Origin of the sequence: Herbaspirillum frisingense GSF30, from assembly GCF_000300975.2 — a bacterium.
GTDB classification, from domain to species: Bacteria; Pseudomonadota; Gammaproteobacteria; order Burkholderiales; family Burkholderiaceae_D; genus Herbaspirillum; species Herbaspirillum frisingense.
Genome location: NZ_AEEC02000039.1, coordinates 21,437 through 38,710 on the forward strand (window position 1 = coordinate 21,437; position 17,274 = coordinate 38,710).

At 62.9% G+C, this 17,274-nt stretch carries 16 protein-coding genes; 1 reads left to right on the top strand and 15 read right to left on the bottom strand.

What is annotated here, in order from left to right; translation table 11 throughout:
- Nucleotides 1-82: 82 nt before the first annotated feature.
- The 7 genes from HFRIS_RS20735 to HFRIS_RS25485 all read right to left on the bottom strand — a co-directional run bounded on the left by HFRIS_RS20735 (nucleotide 83) and on the right by HFRIS_RS25485 (nucleotide 8,368).
- Nucleotides 83-1,303, bottom strand: coding sequence for an aminotransferase-like domain-containing protein (locus HFRIS_RS20735; protein ID WP_006464955.1), 1,221 nt, complete (start codon nucleotides 1,301-1,303; stop codon nucleotides 83-85).
- A gap of 208 nt (nucleotides 1,304-1,511) precedes the next feature.
- Nucleotides 1,512-2,552, bottom strand: coding sequence for an ABC transporter substrate-binding protein (locus tag HFRIS_RS20740; protein WP_370460917.1), 1,041 nt, complete (start codon nucleotides 2,550-2,552; stop codon nucleotides 1,512-1,514).
- Nucleotides 2,553-2,760: 208 nt separating this feature from the next.
- A complete protein-coding gene (amaB, locus tag HFRIS_RS20745) occupies nucleotides 2,761-4,275 on the bottom strand; it encodes an L-piperidine-6-carboxylate dehydrogenase (RefSeq protein WP_006464957.1) in 1,515 nt (504 codons plus the stop codon).
- A gap of 380 nt (nucleotides 4,276-4,655) precedes the next feature.
- The gene (gene gcvA / locus HFRIS_RS20750; protein ID WP_039876716.1) at nucleotides 4,656-5,540 is read right to left on the bottom strand and encodes a transcriptional regulator GcvA; all 885 of its coding nucleotides are present in this window, start codon (nucleotides 5,538-5,540) and stop codon (nucleotides 4,656-4,658) included.
- A gap of 127 nt (nucleotides 5,541-5,667) precedes the next feature.
- Nucleotides 5,668-7,074, bottom strand: coding sequence for an FAD-binding oxidoreductase (locus tag HFRIS_RS20755; RefSeq protein ID WP_006464959.1), 1,407 nt, complete (start codon nucleotides 7,072-7,074; stop codon nucleotides 5,668-5,670).
- Nucleotides 7,064-8,128 (bottom strand): DUF1338 domain-containing protein, encoded by a 1,065-nt coding sequence (locus tag HFRIS_RS20760; RefSeq protein WP_039876726.1) that lies wholly within the window; start codon nucleotides 8,126-8,128, stop codon nucleotides 7,064-7,066. Before HFRIS_RS20760 ends, HFRIS_RS20755 begins: the two co-directional genes overlap by 11 nt.
- 99 nt (nucleotides 8,129-8,227) lie before the next feature.
- Nucleotides 8,228-8,368: a hypothetical protein gene (locus tag HFRIS_RS25485; RefSeq protein ID WP_161625986.1), complete on the bottom strand. Its 141-nt coding sequence runs from the start codon at nucleotides 8,366-8,368 to the stop codon at nucleotides 8,228-8,230.
- Between the two features lie 443 nt (nucleotides 8,369-8,811).
- On the opposite strand from HFRIS_RS25485, the gene HFRIS_RS20765 reads away from it, so the two are divergent.
- The gene (locus HFRIS_RS20765) at nucleotides 8,812-10,113 is read left to right on the top strand and encodes a cyclic di-GMP phosphodiesterase (RefSeq protein ID WP_081626892.1); all 1,302 of its coding nucleotides are present in this window, start codon (nucleotides 8,812-8,814) and stop codon (nucleotides 10,111-10,113) included.
- Here the strand turns inward: HFRIS_RS20765 and HFRIS_RS20770 are convergent.
- The 8 genes from HFRIS_RS20770 to ntrB all read right to left on the bottom strand — a co-directional run bounded on the left by HFRIS_RS20770 (nucleotide 10,062) and on the right by ntrB (nucleotide 17,257).
- Nucleotides 10,062-10,994 (bottom strand): LysR family transcriptional regulator, encoded by a 933-nt coding sequence (locus HFRIS_RS20770; RefSeq protein ID WP_006464962.1) that lies wholly within the window; start codon nucleotides 10,992-10,994, stop codon nucleotides 10,062-10,064. The genes HFRIS_RS20765 and HFRIS_RS20770 overlap by 52 nt on opposite strands.
- Before the next feature lie 207 nt (nucleotides 10,995-11,201).
- On the bottom strand, nucleotides 11,202-11,525 hold the full coding sequence (locus tag HFRIS_RS20775; protein WP_006464963.1) for a thioredoxin family protein: 324 nt from the start codon (nucleotides 11,523-11,525) through the stop codon (nucleotides 11,202-11,204).
- A gap of 118 nt (nucleotides 11,526-11,643) precedes the next feature.
- On the bottom strand, nucleotides 11,644-13,503 hold the full coding sequence (locus HFRIS_RS24580; RefSeq protein ID WP_081626893.1) for a methyl-accepting chemotaxis protein: 1,860 nt from the start codon (nucleotides 13,501-13,503) through the stop codon (nucleotides 11,644-11,646).
- Nucleotides 13,504-13,590: 87 nt separating this feature from the next.
- Nucleotides 13,591-14,013, bottom strand: coding sequence for a DUF302 domain-containing protein (locus HFRIS_RS20785; protein ID WP_006464965.1), 423 nt, complete (start codon nucleotides 14,011-14,013; stop codon nucleotides 13,591-13,593).
- A gap of 10 nt (nucleotides 14,014-14,023) precedes the next feature.
- Nucleotides 14,024-14,884: an MBL fold metallo-hydrolase gene (locus HFRIS_RS20790; protein ID WP_006464966.1), complete on the bottom strand. Its 861-nt coding sequence runs from the start codon at nucleotides 14,882-14,884 to the stop codon at nucleotides 14,024-14,026.
- Between the two features lie 89 nt (nucleotides 14,885-14,973).
- Nucleotides 14,974-15,423, bottom strand: coding sequence for a cyanase (gene cynS, locus HFRIS_RS20795; RefSeq protein WP_006464967.1), 450 nt, complete (start codon nucleotides 15,421-15,423; stop codon nucleotides 14,974-14,976).
- 45 nt (nucleotides 15,424-15,468) lie between these two features.
- Nucleotides 15,469-16,398, bottom strand: a complete 930-nt coding sequence (locus HFRIS_RS20800) for an ABC transporter ATP-binding protein (protein WP_006464968.1) — start codon at nucleotides 16,396-16,398, stop codon at nucleotides 15,469-15,471.
- Entirely contained in the window at nucleotides 16,388-17,257 is an 870-nt protein-coding gene (ntrB, locus tag HFRIS_RS20805) for a nitrate ABC transporter permease (protein WP_006464969.1), read from the bottom strand. Before ntrB ends, HFRIS_RS20800 begins: the two co-directional genes overlap by 11 nt.
- Between the last annotated feature and the right edge of the window lie 17 nt (nucleotides 17,258-17,274).

The following is a 17,274-nucleotide window of genomic DNA, read 5'->3' on the forward strand; positions in this document are numbered from 1 at the left end:
CGTGGCGACCATCGTGGCGCCAGTATAGTCACGCGACCGCCCGGGCTGGTCCGCTCATTGCCGATGAATTGATCTGTGCCAGCTAAGCAGCGGATTTCGCCGCCTTCCATTCCTGCTGCGCCTTCTTCAGTCGCGCCACGCCCTCCACGATGTCCTCGGGCTGGGCATTGGCGAACGACAATCGCCAGTGTCCGGCGTCCGCCGCGCTGGCGTAGAAGGCCGAGCCCGGCACATACATGACGTTGTGCCTGACCGCCTGCTGCAGCAGGGCCGTGGCATCGGTGCCATCCTTCCAGCTGGCCCAGATGAACATGCCGCCTTCCGGCGCGATCAGGTCCAGGCTGTCGCCGAACGCCTCTTTCAGCGAGGCCAGCATGATCCGGCAACGTTCGCGATAGGTGGCGATGATGGTGGGCAGATGCGCCTGCAGGCAACCGGCCTGCAGGTAATGGGCCGCGACCATCTGCATCCACGGCGCGGTGCACAGGTCGCCGGTCTGCTTGGCGATGACGGCGCGGCGCAGGATTTCCGCCGGGCCGCACATCCAGCCGATGCGCAGACCCGGTGCCACCGTCTTGGACAGGCTGGACAGATAGACCAGCCAGTCGCTGGCGCCGTCGATCTCCTGCGCCACCTGCAGCAGCGGCGGTTCTGCCTGGCCGGAGAAACGGAGTTCTCCGTAGGGATCGTCTTCCACCACGATGAACTGGTAGCGCACCGCCAGTGACAGCAGATGCCGCCGGCGCGCCAGCGGCAAGGTGGCACCGGTGGGATTGGCGAAGGTCGGCACCAGATACAGCATCTTCGGCCGGGCGCCGGCCTGCAGCGCGGCTTCCAGGGCATCGGTGTCCATCCCCTGGGCGTCGCCGGGAATTTCCAGCAGGTCGGCATGCGCCAGTCGCAATGCCTGGATCGCGGCCGGATAGCAGGGACGTTCGATGGCCACGCAGTCACCTGCCTGCAGCAGGATGCGCAGCAGCAGTTCGAAACCCTGCTGGGATCCGGTGGTCACGATCAGCTCAACCGGATCGGCGCCGCCGATGCGCTCGCGGGTGAGCTGCTTCAGCGTCTGCGTCAACACCGCCGTGCCTTCGGTAGCACCATATTGCAGGCAGGCCGCAGCGGCACTATCGAGCAAGGTGGCAGCACTGCGCGAGAGTCCGGCGGCATCGAACAGGGACGGTGCGGGATAGCCACCGGCAAAGGAAATCATGCCGGGCTGCTGGGTGTACTTGAACAACTCGCGGATAGGCGAACCCTGCGGCGCCTCGAAGGCGGGATTGAAGCGGTAGGCGGCTGTCATGATGTGCGCAGCAAAATGTGAAGAAAAAAGGACGAGCGCGGCCAGCGCGGGATGTGCAGGATGCGCGGGAAGCGCGGCGCCGCGTGGTTCTTCAGGAATATGAATAAAGCTTCTACGGTGGCTGCAGCTGCAGCCCAAGGAGAAAAGAGCAGCAAAGAAGAGAAAAGGCCAGCGGGGGCTCCAGGCGGAGCCCCGTCACGTCAGCCGATCACTGCTCGATCATGCGGTTCCAGCGGTTGTTCCATTCGGAACGCTTTTCGTTGACCACATCCCAATCGACGGTATTGAGGTTCTTGGTCAGCACCTCGCTCTTGCCCAGCTTGGCTTGAGCAGCTTCCGACAGCGGCACGTTGCGGTTGACCGGAATGGAATTGGCCAGCGCCATGCTCTTGGCCTGCACGGCCGGGGTCAGCAGGTATTCCAGCAGCTTCTGCGCCAGTTCCGGCTCGCTGTTGCCCTTGATAGGGCAGGCGCCGGTCATCAGCAGCACGCCACCTTCCTTGGGTGTGGCGAATTCGGCGGGGATGCCCTTGTCCTTCAGGTTGGCAATGCCGGTCACGGTCAGCGGGAAGATCGCTGCTTCGTTGGTCTGCACCATCTCGGAAATCTTGGCCGAGCTGGACAGGTATTCGACCACGTTCGGGCCGACCGTGCTGCCCCACTTCTTGAAGCCGGGGTCGACGTTCTTGTCGGTGCCGCCCACCAGACGGTTGAACATCATGAAGCCATACAGACCGAAGGTGCTGGCGGAGATGGACTGGAACACCACCTTCTGCTTGTACTTGGGATCGGCGAAGTCCATCCACGAGGTCGGTGCCGGCCAGCCCTTTTCGGCGAACAGCTTCTTGTTGTAGCCGATGCCCAGCACGCCCATCTCGATGGCCACGGCCTGGTCATTGGCCAGGCGTGCGAAGGGGTAGACATCCTTGAGCACGGCGGCGTCCTTGACCTTTTCGCACAGGCTCATGTTGATGGCACGGTACATGATGCCGTCGTCCAGGAAGGCCACGTGCATCTGCGGCTTGTCGCGCTGTGCCTGCATCTTGGCGATGATGTCCGAGGAAGTGCCGGGCACCACCACCACCTTGACGTTGTTGGCCTTCTCGAAGTCCGGGAAGATCGAGGCGGTGTAGTTCTTTTCCATCGTGCCGCCGTTCATGCCGACGTAAATGGTCTTGCTCTGCGCCTGCGCGCCGGAGGCGGCCATCAGGGTCGCGCCGATTGCACAGGTCACTGCCAGGGTCTTCATCTTCATTACTGCACTCCTTGCCGGTTTGCCGATGTGGGTCCCGCTTGCGCGGGTGTGGGTACGTGGGATGCCGCGCCGGTCCCTTGCCGGGCCGGCGTGGTTGCTGCTGTCGCTGCTGTCGCTATTGCTGCTGTTGACGCTGTTGCTGTTATTGCTGTTATCGCTTCAGGCCCTGCGCGGGCCGCCGTGGAGGGCGGCCGCCGGTGACTCAGTCGATATCGAACTTCACGCCCTGCGCCAGCGGCAGGGTCTTGCTGTAGTTGATGGTATTGGTGGCACGACGCATGTAGTTCTTCCAGGCGTCCGAGCCCGATTCGCGGCCGCCGCCGGTTTCCTTCTCGCCACCGAAGGCGCCACCGATCTCGGCACCGCTGGTGCCGATGTTGACGTTGGCCAGGCCGCAGTCGCTACCGACCGCAGAGACGAACAGCTCGGCCTCGCGCATGTCGTTGGTGAAGATGGCCGAGGACAGGCCCTGCGGCACGGCGTTGTTGAGCGCGATGGCGTCGGCCAGCTCTTCGTACTTGACGATGTAGAGGATGGGCGCGAAGGTCTCGTGATGCATGATGGCGGTCTGGCCGGGCATGGCCACCACGGCCGGACGCACGTACCAGGATTGCTCGCCCATCACCGTCACGCGTTCGCCGCCGGTGACTTCGCCACCCTGGGCGCGCGCCTGCTGCAGCGCAGCCTGCATGGCATCGAAGGCGCCCTTGTCGATCAGCGGGCCGACCAGGGTGTCACCCTGCAGCGGGTCGCCGACCTTGACGCTGGCATAGATGCGCTTGATCTGCGCCACCACCTGGTCATGGATGCTGCTGTGGACAAACAGGCGGCGCAGGCTGGTGCAACGCTGTCCGGCCGTGCCCACGGCGGAGAAAGTGATGGCGCGCAGCGCCAGGTTGAGGTCGGCCGAGGGCGCGACGATCATGGCATTGTTGCCGCCCAGTTCCAGCAGGCTGCGACCCAGGCGCTCGGCCACCACGGTGGCGACCTTGCGGCCCATGCGCACGCTGCCGGTGGCGCTCACCAGCGGCACCAGCGCCGAACGCGACAGGCTCTCGCCCAGGTCGGCGCCGCCGATCAGCAAGGGGCACAGGCCGGCCGGGACCAGGTTGGGGCGCTGCGCCGAAAAGCGCGCGACCGCCTTTTCGAAGATGGCCTGTACCGCCAGCGCGGTGACGGGCGTCTTTTCTGACGGCTTCCACACCACGGCATTGCCGGCGACCAGGGCCAGCGCGGCATTCCAGGCCCACACCGCGACCGGGAAGTTGAAGGCGGTGATCACGCCCACCACCCCCAGCGGATGCCAGGTTTCCATCATGCGGTGACCGGGACGCTCGGAGGCGATGGTCAGGCCATGCAGCTGGCGCGACAGGCCCACGGCGAAGTCGCAGATATCGATCATTTCCTGCACCTCGCCCAGTCCTTCGGAGAGGATCTTGCCCGCCTCCTGGGTCACCAGTGCGCCCAGTTCCTCGCGGTGCTCGCGCAGCACTTCACCCAGTACGCGCACCAGTTCGCCACGCACCGGGGCCGGTACTTCGCGCCAGGCCAGGAAGGCCTTGTGCGCGCCAGCGATGGCGGCCTCGGCGTCGGCTGGCGTCTGCGCCTTGAGTTGCGCGATGACCTCGCCATCACGCGGCGAACGGATCACCAGATCGTTGCCGGCATAGGCCGCGAGGTCAGCACCCAGAGTGGAGAAGATGCGTGGAGAAGACATGGAATTCCCTTGAAAAGTGGAGTGGGATGGGTCTGGAACGGTGGAGTATAAGGACAGCCAGGACAATTCTTAAAACCAAAAAATTTCACGACATCATGAGTTTTTGGAATGCACCGTCGTGGCGCGCGATAATCCGCGAGGATGCGCGAGGATGGTGCGGCGCATCACGGGCATTTACGCCGAGAGCCTTTCTGATAGAGGGATAGCGCCCTGCCGACCAGAACCCGGCCAGCCCTGCCCGGGCGCCCTGCGCAACTTGGGCGCCCTCTCTCCCGGTCCAGGCCTGGCGACCGTCGGCCATGAGTTTTAGTCAGCCTGGAGATCAAATGGCACGCAGCCATGCGCACCGAAGCAATGCAGGGCCGTACCGGCCTCAGGACTCAACCGCCCTGGGCTTCGCCCAGCAGCCATTCGCGGAATTTCAGGATGGCGGCCTTGCCAGCGTTCTTCTCGGGATAGACGAGGTAATAGGATTGCGGACTCTTGACCGCGAAGGGGAAAGGCACATGCAACTGGCCCAGGCTGATCTCGGTCTCGACCATGAACTTGGGCATCAAGGCCACGCCCATGCCGGCGACAGCCGCCTGGATGACCATCGCCAGTTGCTCGAAGCGCGGCCCTGACAAGGCATTGGGGCAGTCCACGCCGACATGGCGGAACCAGTCCTGCCATGCCTGCGGGCGGGTGGTGTGCTGCAGCAGGGTGACGTTGGCCAGGTCTTCGACCGCGTGGATGCGCTCGCTCAAGGCCTTGCTGCACACCGGCACCACCTCTTCGCCCATCAGCCGCACCATCACCGTATCGGGCCAGTCGGGTTCGCCGAAGTGGATGGCGGCGTCCACCTGGCGCGTACTGAAATCGAAGGGCAAGACCTCGGTACTGAGGTTGAGCAGCACATCCGGATGGGCGGCGGAAAACTTGGCCAGGCGCGGGATCAGCCACTTCACGCCGAAGGTCGGCAGGATGGCCAGGTTCAGCACGCTGGCCAGGCTGTTGTAGGTCATCACCTGGAAGGTCGCCATCTCGATCTGCTTGAGGATGGTGGAGACCTGGGCCGCGTAGTCGCGCCCGGCCTCGGTGAGGATGAGTCGGCGATTGATGCGCTCGAAGAGCTTGACGTTGAGGTAGTCCTCCAGGATCGCCACCTGCCGGCTCACCGCCCCCTGCGTCATGTGCAATTCGTTGGCCGCCTTGGTAAACGACATGTGCCGCGCCGAGGTATCAAAGGCGATCAGACATGACGTTGACGGGATGAAACGGCGCATGGGACGGGTTCCGCTGGGTAAATGACCCCGCACTATAGCAAAAGCCGCCCTCTCCCCTCCAGCGTGACCGGCCCCGCTCATGCCGGTGGCAGCAGCGCTGGCTGCAGCGCCGCCGGGCGGGACGGACTCATGCAAAACGCGTATTGCCCAGCAGGCAGTCCGGATCGAACACCGGCTGCACCCGCGCCGCCAGCGCGCGTTGCGCGGGCTGGGTATAGCGCTGGTAGTAGTGCTGGTTGAACGGCCCGATGCCATGCTCCGCACTGAAGCTGCCCTGGTAGCGCTGCACCACCAGGTCATACAGGGCGGTGCGCAGGGCCTCGATGCGTTCAGCCGGGAATTGCGGCTGTGCGGCGGGGGCGATGGCCAGGTTGAAGTGCACGCCACCGTCACCCCAGTGACCGAAGTCATACACGTCGGCACCCGCGAAATCCCGCTCCACCAGCGCCAGCGCCTCGGCACGGAAGGCCGGCAGGCGCGAGCGCGAGACCGAGATATCGAAGGCCACGATCTTGCCCTCCTGCTTGACGCTGTCGCTGATGGCGTGGCGCAGGCGCCAGAGGGTATCGGGCTTGTCGACCACGGCATCGACGATGGCGTCGTCGAAATGGCGCTCCAGCCAGGCCATGAAGAGCTTGTCCAGATCGAAGTGCTCGCCTGCTTCAGCCGATGAACTGACTTCAACCAGCAGAGCATAGCCCGGCAAGGGATCGAAAGGTGCGGCAACCTGCGGCAGATGGCGCAGCACCGAGGCCAGCGCATTGCGGGAAATGCCTTCGAAGGCGGTCAGGAAATCGGCGAACTGCGCCTGGGCATCCTGCAGCAGGCGCAGACCGGCCTCCAGCGACGCAGGCACCACGAGTGCCGTGGCACGCTGGCGCGGCAGCGGATGGGCGCGCAACACCGCCTGGGTGACGATGCCGTAGCTGCCGGCGGTACCGATGAAGAGTTGCTTCCAGTCGGGCCCGGTATTGTTCTTGTGCAGGCGATTGCCCATTTCCAGCAGTTCGCCGGGCGGCTGCATCAGCAGGGCCTGCAGGCCCAGCGTGTTGTGGCGCACATCGCCGTAGCGGATCAGACGCGCGCCACCGGTATTGGCAGCCAGCATGCCGCCCACAGACGGGTCCGCGCCGAGATCGATGGGAAAGCACAGCCCATGCGGCGCCAGCGCCTGGTTCAGATCCGACAGCCGGGTACCGGCCCAGGCCTGGATCACGCCATCGACGGGATCGATATCGATCACGCCGCGGATGCGTTCCATGCTGAGGATCACCTGCAGGCCGGAATCATCCGGGGAGGCCGCGCCGACCAGCCCGGTATTGGCACCCTGCGGCACCAGCCGCACACCCTCGGCGGCACACAGGCGCATCAGCTCGGCGGCCTGGGCCACATCGGCGGGACGCGCCACGCACAGCGCCTGGCCGGCGCCATAGCGCGGGCCATGTTCATAGGGCGTACGTTCGGCGGCGGCAGTGATCAGGCCGCTGCTGCCCAGCAACGACTGCAGCTGCTGCAGCGCCCGTTCAGCAGACACTGCCTGCCTCGTCGCCGGCCGGGACCGCTGCGGTCATCTTGAAGATGCCCTGGGCGTTGCCGCTGTCGAAGCTCAGGTCCAGCTTGCGCTGGCCGGCCTCGTCCAGGTAGTGGTCGCGCGAGATGAATTCGTAGAAGGAACCGGGCACCGTCATGGCAACCGGCTGGCCATCGTCGCCCTGCATCTGGTAATCGACCTTGACGGCCCGGAAGGCGGTCTGGCGCACGCGGCCATTGCGCGAGACCTCGACCTGATCCTTGATCGGCCGTCCCAGCTGGCGCTGGCGCTCGGCCGTGGCGACCACGTCGCCCACGCGGTCGGTGGCGTGGTTGAAGGCATTGCCTTCGGTGGAGATCCAGGCCATCTCGGCGGACTCGGCCTTGAGGGTCTCGTATTGCGCCACGGTGGGCAGGTCATGGTGACGGGCGAAGCAGGCCAGCATCGCCGGCAGCAGGCGCTTGGCCTGGTCCAGGGCCAGCTTGCCCTGCGCTTCCAGCTGCGCCAGCAGCGCCAGCACCTCGTCGGAGAGCGGGCTGCGCGAGCTGGCCAGCACTGCCTCTACGGTCTGCTGGAACTGCGGCGAGAACTGCTCGGGATGCAGTTCGCTGACAAAGAACTGGGCGATGTTCTCGGCGTCATCGACGTGGGTATAGACACGGCCGGTCATCTTGATGCGGGCCAGCGGATAGGTACCGCTCTGCTGGTAACCCAGCGGCAGCAAGACCTTGGTGAACAGGGTTTCGCCATCGGGGAAGCCGCTGTCGCGACCACGCCGTACGGTGCGCACGGCACCGTGGTCGAAACAGATCTTCACACCGTCGCGCTCGGCGTCGTCCACATAGTCGCGGCCGCTGGCGACCTGCTGCAGCAATTGTTCGAAGAGCAGCATGTTCAGTGCCTGCGCCAGCTCCAGGCGCGACACCTCCTGCCCGGCCGGCTTCAGGGTGGACACCGGGACCTCCAGCCGCACGAACTGGCGCTCGACAATGGCTTGGTCGCCGTAATGGGAAAGCAGGAGTTGGTAGAGGTTGCTGTCTTGCGCGGAAGTCGTCATTTGCTTGCCTTTGACCATGGGACAATGAGATAGCCTCATGGTAACGGCAGCGCAGGGAAGGAATAAAACGATAATTTCTGAGGTATGCCCGCTTTTTTCTCATGCAAACGGCGTATTGCAGCCGGGCAGCGATGAAAAAAACATGCCAATGTCGATCACGATGCCGAGCAGATGCCTGACCTGTCCATTGACGACCGTCCCGCAAGTCAAAGTCACGGTGCATCCTGCGATTGTCGGCATCGTTCCTTTCCTTTGACCTGTTCTACGTGCAGCCGGAAAACCCCTCCATGACTGCACGGCGCCGGCGCGGGCTTGCGCCCGCCGTGCCCCCCGACACGGCACCGACGGGAAACGGCAGGCCTAATGTATTACAAGCGAGGCGATTTGATTAGCCGTCGTTTTACGAAGGAACTCATTAACACAGCTTAACAATTGCGGCGCAGTGCGGCTCTGGCAGCGGTCCGCAGGGATTGGGCCAAATCATTGAGCACACTCTTTAGTGATGGACCTCTAATCAATTTTCCCGGGATGTAATACATTGGCGCCTCGCACGGCTCACTTGCCGGCGCGCAAGTAATCGTCCGGTCGCTGCCTGCAGAGGTTCCGGTAGCCCGGCTTATCCGGCTTACCCGGCCTTACGGCCCGTCACCGCCCCACCGCTTTTCATCACCCGCAGCCAATCGATGACCCACCTGAAGAAAATCCATGTCAAGCAACTCAGCCCAGGGATGTATTTCTCAGGTTTTGACGGTGCATGGATCACCTCCCCCTTCTGGCGCGCCAGTTTCCTGATCCGCACTGCTGGCGAAGTGCATCTGGCGCAGCAGACCGGGCAGGAGTATTGCTGGATCGACACCGAGAAAGGCTGCCAACCGCCGCCCGAACCTACCTCACAGGAGCCCTGCGTGCAGACACCCGCCAGCGCAGCCCCGCCCGAGGAAGCCGGTATCGATCCGGACCTGGCCGACGCCTTGCAGCTCTACGAAGAGGCAAGGCAGATCACGCAGGAAGTCTTCAATCAGGCGCGCCTGGGCAAGTCACTGGACGTGCAGAAATGCAAGGAACTGGTGGAACAGATCGCCGTCTCGGTGGCCCACCACGGCGATGCCCTGCTGGGCATCATCCGTCTGAAACGCGCTGACGAGTACACCTACCTGCACTCGATCGCGGTCTGCACCATGATGGTGGCCCTGGCACGCACGCTGGGCCTGGACGACACGGCCTGCCGCCAGGCCGGCCTGGCGGGCTACCTGCACGACATCGGCAAGGCCTTCATTCCGCTCGAACTGCTCAACAAACCCGATCGCCTGAACGATCAGGAATACAAGACCATCCAACGTCACCCGGCGCTGGGCCACGCCTACCTGAGCGGTCTGGTGGGCATACCGGATGACGTGCTCGATGTCTGCCTGCATCACCACGAGAAGATCGATGGCTCCGGCTATCCCGATCGTCGGCAGGGCCCGCAGATCAGCCTGTATGCACGTATGGCCGCGGTCTGCGATGTGTATGATGCGGTCACCTCGCATCGTCCCTACAAGAGCGCCTGGGACCCGGCCGAATCGCTCTCGCGCATGGCCTCGTGGCAGGGACACTTCGACCGCACCATCTTCCTGGCCTTCGTCAAGACGCTGGGTATCTACCCGCTGGGCTCCATCGTCACCCTGCAATCGGGGCGCACGGGACTGGTGATCCGCCAGAATCGCCGAGACCTGACACGCCCGGTGGTCAAGGCCTTCAGCACCACCAGCACGATGGAAGTGCTGGAACACGAGATCATCGATCTGTCTGCCGCTGGCCAGACCGACACCATCATCGAACGCAGCGGCCAGGACTGGCTCAGGAGCCACGGCCTGGCCATCGGTTCACTCCAGGCCATGCTGGCGGTATCGGACGCCGCTGCGTCTACACAGGCGACCAATGACGCGTCAGGTCAGCCCGGGCCGGACTTGCCGGCATCGACCGGATGGCGCCGCCTGAAATAGGCGCGGATCTGCTCGATGCAGGCGAGGATCTTCTGCGGGACAGGCGCCCGGTGCTTGGTGGTGAGGAAGGCACTGTAACTTTCCAGTGACCAATCCGGCAGCAGCACCACCAGCCGCCCGGCATCGAGATCCTCCTGCACCTTGCTGCGCAGCAGGCGCGCCACGCCATGACCTTGCAAGGCCAGACGTCGCAGCGAGCGCGCATGATTGGCCGTAATGTGCGGTGTCAGGCGCATCTGCATGCACTGCCCGCCGCGATCGCGCAGGGCGACTTCCACGCTGGTGCCGTGCGGCGTGAAGAAGAGGAATTGCTGGTGCACCAGATCTTCGGGCTTCCAGATCGGTGCGCGCGCCTGGAGATAGGACGGTGCGGCGCACAGGACCGCCTCCAGCTGCGTGAGGTAGACATCCTCGGCGCCGGGCGCCTTGCCTACGCGCAACGCCAGATCCACGCTCTTGTCCATGAGATCGACGTTATGGTCATTGACGTCGATGTGGATGCGCAGCCGGGGATGCTCGTGGATGAAACTCTCCAGGGCCGGCACCAGGTACTCGGAAGCCATGAAGCTGGAAGCAGCGACACGCAACTCCCCGACCAGTTCATTGTGCAGGCTCTCGGTATTGAGCCTGGCCTCGTCCGCCAGGGCCACGATGCGCGCACAATTGGCGTAGAAGGCTTGCCCCGCCTCGGTCAGGCTGAGCTTGCGAGTGGTCCGATGCAGCAGGGTGGTACCGAGGATGGCCTCCAGCGCACTGATGTGCTGGCTCACCGAAGACGAGGTCAGCCCCAGCTCGCGGGCCGCCTTGGAAAAGGCGCCCAGCTCCACCACCCGGGAAAAGATCACCATGCGCGGCAGGTAGTCCATCGCGTTGTTTTTCATCTTGCGCTGTCGTTGTCGTAAGTCGGTTCCGGGTCCGGGCACTACTGGCCGATGACCTATTGTCGGGACCGACTATAGCCGCTCCCGGAAGTCATACAACTTGGAAGCTGGGCGCAAGAAATGGTTTAATTTCCAGTTTGGCAAGACAGGTATTTTCAGGTAATGGACGCCCGCCTGAAGTGGCAGCGTCAACCTGGGCGCAGCGTCCTACCAGAGCCAGGACGCCAGTTGTACCTCCAGCGAGCGTTTTGACATGGCGCCGCCGAAGGACTTGACCACGTTGCCTTCGACGAACACCTTCAACTCAGGAATCGCCGTGACGCCATAACGTTGTGCGAGAGCAGGGCATTGATCGACGTTGACCTTGTAGACCACCAGTTTTTCCTGATGCTCCCCCGCAATGGCGTCCAGATTCTGCGCAATGCTGCGACATGGCGCACACCACGGCGCCCAGAAGCCGACCAGTACCGGTCTGCCGCTATGCAGTACATCCCGCTCGAAGTGTTCTACCGTCGTATGCCTGGCGCTCATGGAATGACTCCTACGCTGTGATGGCACTAAGGGCCGATACAGATGAAAAAGAGGAAAGTAGATTGCCATGATGGCAATCTACTTTCCTGAAAGGGACTACCCACGTCCCCTGACCTGTCTATCCGATCAATGGCAAACTCCGCAGCTCGGCGTTGGCCTCCAGCACGAAACCCGCCACCGCGCCGGCCAGCTGCTGCGACTGTTGCTTGAGGGAGATGGATGTGGCTGAGGACTCTTCCACCAGGGCCACGTTCTGCTGGGTCGAGTGATCGATCTCCTGGACCGCCTGGCTGATATCGGCAATGGCCATGTCCTGCTCGCGCGAGGAACGCAGGATTTCTTCGGTGATCTCGCTCACGCGCCGTACCTCGGCCACGATCTCGGTCATGGTCGATCCGGCGTTCTGCGCCAGCCGGGCGCCGTTTTCGATCATGTCGACCGAATTGACGATGAGTACCTTGATCTCCTTGGCAGCATCGGCGGAACGACGTGCCAGCGAACGCACTTCGGACGCCACCACTGCAAACCCGCGCCCCTGCTCACCGGCCCGCGCTGCCTCCACTGCGGCGTTGAGTGCGAGGATATTGGTCTGGAAAGCAATACCGTCAATGAGTCCAATGATCTCTGCGATCTGCTTGGAACTCTGATTGATGGCGTCCATGGTATGAACCACTTCCCCCACCACGGTACCGCCTTGCTGCGCCACGCCACTGGCAGCGGACACCAGCGAGTGCGCCCGCGATGCAGCCTGGGTACTTTGACTCACGGCGACGGTCACCTGCTCCATGGCTGCGGCAGTCTGTTGCAGCCGCTCGGCGGTGAGCTCAGTACGACGCGACAGTTCGTCATTGCCATTGGCAATCTCTTGCGAAACATGGTCAATGTCGTTGGCCATGCCACGCAACCGCTGCACGATGGTCGCCAGTTGGCTCCGCATGGCAAACAGCGAGAACAGAACGCTTCCGCTGGTAATCTTCCCGACCTGCCCTGCCTGGCTCAGGTCACCATTGGCGACGGCTTCTGCGATTGCCGCCAAGGCCTCGGGTTCGGCCCCCAGGAAGCGTTGCACCAACCGCCCCATGACGATACGGGTGACGGCAAATGCCAGTACGACGATGACCACGGTGCTGCAGATCAGCCATAGCAGCAACTCGTTCAAGGCCTGCGAAGGAGGCGGATGCGGCAGATCCGACACCAGCCACCATCCCTTGCCGGCGGGTCCTGTGTGATCAAAACGGCTGGCGGCCTGGAAGCGCCCCAGATCGGCACCCACATGCAGATAGGAAGCAGCACCACCGGCAGGATGCTGCACGTTTGCGGTAGTGGCGCCCATGCGCGCCACTGCGGCACCTGCGCCATCATAGAGCGCTGCGCTCACATCCGTGGTGGGGCGCAGGATCACCGACGACTTCATACTCAGCACCAACGTACCCAGATGCTTGCCGTCTCTGATGACCGGTACTGCCGCATCGACCTGTCCGTCTTGTAGTCGACCATAGAAGCGCACGTCATCGGCACTGAGGAACTGTTGTCGTATCGCCGGTGCCGGGGGAGCAGCCACCTTGGTCCCGGCATCACGGGCGGCGGCGAAAAGCACGCGTCCGTCGGAAGCCATGAAGATGGCGCTGTCGTAAGCCGGGCGCACCCGCATCAACCCACGCAGATTGGTCTCACCGCGCGCCGCCCACTGGGCCTGGGTGCTCTGATCGGCGGGATCGATGCCCTCGTTGGCCAATGCCCTGAGTGCGCCCTGGAAAGGCGGGGTCATCACCACAAAGCGGGCATCAGAGGCAATCTGCGCCATCGCGCTGCGCGCCGCTTCCACCAGCATTTCCTGTTGCTGGCCCGCCCCTTGCAATGCCTTGCCACTCTCGGCCGAGTCGACCTGGAAAGCTGCAACCGCTCCGATTACAAGGGTGGAGGCCAGCGCCACCGAAAGCACCACCAGCATCAATTGGGTCTGGAATCTTAATCTCATCTCTACCTTTGCGTGAAAGGGCGGGACCGTCGCATGTGGTCATCGATCGGCCAGCTGCCCGGTCTGTGTGATCGCCCCGGTTACCACTTACTGGATATCGGAAAATGCGCACAGCAGCTTGCGCACCGCCATCAGAGGCGCCAGCAGGGCATCGCTGATTTCGTAGTCGGCTCGCAATGCCTCACTGGGATCGGCATAATCAAGGTAGGTGCGACCATCGGCGGTTTCCCAGATCACCACTTTCAATGGCAATTCCAGTGCAGCACGCGGGTTACTGAGCATGATGGGTGTTCCCAGCGCTGGATTGCCGAACAACAGTACGCGGGTGGGACGCAAGGACAGGCCCTTGTGCGCAGCAGCGGCTTGCTGGTCGATATCAGCAAAGAGCATGAGGCCGCGATCACGCAGCAATGAGATCAGCAGGCCATGGGTTTTCTTGAAATCCAGCCGGCTGCGGATCGACAATACGTTGGCCGGGGCGTAGCACACCCCCTCGAATCGGGCATTCATAAGTAGCAGTTCAGAAAGTGTTAAGCGGAATCTTCAGGTAACGGATGCCGTTGTCGCCTGCAGCCGGTAGCTCGCCGGCATGCATATTGACCTGCAGCGCGGGGATGATCAGTTGCGGGAGGGACAACGTGGCATCGCGCCTGGTTCGCATGCGCACAAAGTCGGCCAGTTCGACACCATCACGCAGGTGGATATTGCGTTCGCGCTGCTCCTGCACGGTGGTATGCCAGACCGGCGCACGTCCATCAGGCGGATAGTCATGGCACATGTAAAGCACAGTCTGCGGTGGCAGTGCCAGCAGCTTGCGCACCGAGCGATACAGTAGCTGCGCGTCTCCTCCAGGGAAATCACAACGCGCCGAACCGATGTCGGGCATGAACAGGGTATCGCCCACGAAAACGGCCTGCTCGCCAATGCGGTAGGCCAGGTCGGCTGGCGTATGACCTGGCACCGATATGACCTCGGCGTTCAGCCGTCCGATCAGAAAACGCTCCCCATCCTCGAAGAGGTGATCGAAGTCCGTCGCCTGCAAGGATGCCGGCGCCAGATCGAAGGCGTGCGAAAACGTCTGCCTGACATCGGCGATGCGAGCACTCATGGCAATCTTCCCGCCCAGGGACTGGCGCAGGTAGGCGGCAGCAGAGAGGTGATCAGCATGCACATGGGTCTCCAGATGCCATTGCACCTGCAAGCCGCCTTGCCTGACGTAGTCAGCGATCTGATCGGCGCCGGCAGCAGAGATGCGGCCGGAGCGTTGATCGTAGCCGAGCACTGAATCGATGATGGCGCATGCTACGCCACCCTCTTCGTGGATGACATAGCTGAAGGTCCCGGTGGTGGCATCGAAGAAAGCTTCTATCTGTGGTGTCATCTCATTGGCCCTGAACGCCAGGTCCTCAAGCAAATACACGCCGCGTCGTCAGCGCGGTCATGTCCTTTACCGGCCCCGGCCCTTCAATTTCAATAGGTCTTGTACGGCAAGTACTTCCCGGAAAGCAGTACATTGACGCGATCGCCATTCGGATCGGCCTGGCGCTGGATATCCATCTTGAAATCGATGGCACTCATGATGCCGTCGCCAAACTCCTCGTGGATCAGCTCCTTGATGGTGGTGCCATAGACATTGACCATCTCGTACCAGCGATAGATGAGCGGATCGGTCGGCACGGCCGTAGGCAGGGAGCCCTTGTACGGAACGATCTGCAACCACGCGACGGCTTCGTCACTCAGGTCGAAGAGCCGGCCGACGGCTTCCGCCTGGCTCTTGTCGAGGGTCATCTGGCCCAGGCAGGCCGCCGTGCTCCATTCCTTGGAAAGGCCGGTAGCCGCGGTGACCTGACTCCACTTGATGCCCTTCATTACCTTGGCAGAAAGGATCATCTTGGTTACTTCTTCACGACTGGAAATCATTTGATAGCTCCGAATTGACGGGTTGAAAAAAAACGGTGCGCGGACTCACGCCGAAGCGCGTATATCCAGCACAGAGGAGATGTCAGGCACGGCGTCGGACTCCAGGCCGGGCCGTACGATGCGCGTGACGGCCAGCTCGGCCACCTCGCCCGACATCTGGAATGTCCTGGATCGGTGCACCAGGAAATCGACGAGGTGGTTGCGTATCCGGTAGAACTGGGGATCACGATGAATGGTGGCCCGGGTGCGCTGCGGCGAGAGTGTGTTGATCACGATCTCGGCGATACGCGCCTTGGGGCCGTTACTCATCAGGAAGATGCGATCGGCCAGCAGGATGGCTTCGTCCACGTCGTGGGTGATCATGAAGACGGTCTGTTGCGTCGCCTCGCAGATGTTGAGCAACTCGTCCTGGATGACGCCGCGCGTGAGGGCGTCAAGCGCGCCGAAGGGCTCATCCATGAGCAGCATCTTGGGCTCGATGGCGAAGGCACGGGCAATGCCGACGCGCTGCTTCATGCCGCCGGAAAGCTCGGCAGGCTTCTTTTTGGCTGCGGCCGACAGGCCGACCATCTCGATGAAACGCGCAGCGTGGGCCGCCACCTTGTCGCGGCTCCAGTCGGCGTAGCGCGAACGCACTGCGAAGGCGATGTTCTCTTCCACGCTCAGCCAGGGCAACAGGGCGTGGCTCTGGAACACGACGCCCCTATCCAGGCCAGGTCCGGCCACCTCGCGGTTGTCCATGATGACGGTGCCGGTGGTGGCCGCCTCCAGCCCGGCCAACACATTCAGGATGGTGCTCTTGCCGCATCCGGAGTGGCCGATGATGCAGATGAACTCGCCACGCTCGATGCCGAACTGTACCTGATTGAATACCGGCGGCAGGTCGTGCCGATACTGCTTGGACAGGCCGTCAACCTGGACGAAGGGTCGGCCGGCGGGGGACCGGGAAGTATCCCGGGTGCGATCATTCAGCATAGGTCACCTTCTTTTGCAGGGCGGCGAAGAGGATGTCGAGCAGCATGCCGACGACGCCAATGACGAGGACGGCAAAGATCACGTTCGACAGCGAGAGGTTGTTCCATTCGTTCCACAGGAAATAGCCGACCCCGTTGCCGCCGATGAGCATCTCGGCGGCAACGATGACCAGCCAGGCGATCCCCATGGAGATGCGCATGCCGGTGATGATGGTGGGAGCGGCAGCCGGCAGGATCACCAAAAAGGCCTTGCGTAGCGGTGAGACTTCCAGGGTACGTGCCACGTTGAGCCAGTCACGGCGTACACCGGCTACGCCGAAGGCGGTATTGATGAGCATCGGCCATACCGAGCAGATGAAGATGACGAAGATGCCCGAGACCGAAGAATCCTTGATGGTGTAGAGCGCAATGGGCATCCAGGCCAGCGGAGAGATGGGCTTTAGCACCTGGATGAAAGGGTCGATGGCTCGATATAGAAGTGGGGACATGCCGATAGCAAAGCCCAGCGGAATGGCGACCAGCATGGCCAGCAGATACCCGAGTGCCACGCGCAGCAGGGAATGCGCCAACTGGATGCCGATGCCCTTGTCGTTGGGGCCATGATCGTAGAAAGGATCGCTCAGGTGCCGTGCCGCGATATGCAGGAACTGGCCGGGCGTAGGAAAGCCGTCGACCTTCGCCGGAGTCTCTCCGGCGGCAGACGGGGCCTGCCCCATGAGGGCTGCGTATTCGGCATCCTTGGCGCTGACCGCGGTGGGGGCCGAGGCACGCGGCATCGTTGCCAGTTGCCAGATACCCAGCAGAAGCAACAGCAGCAACACCGACAACAAGGCCGCACGCAGTTTGAGTTGATGGTTCATGTTCTTTCCTCGCTGCG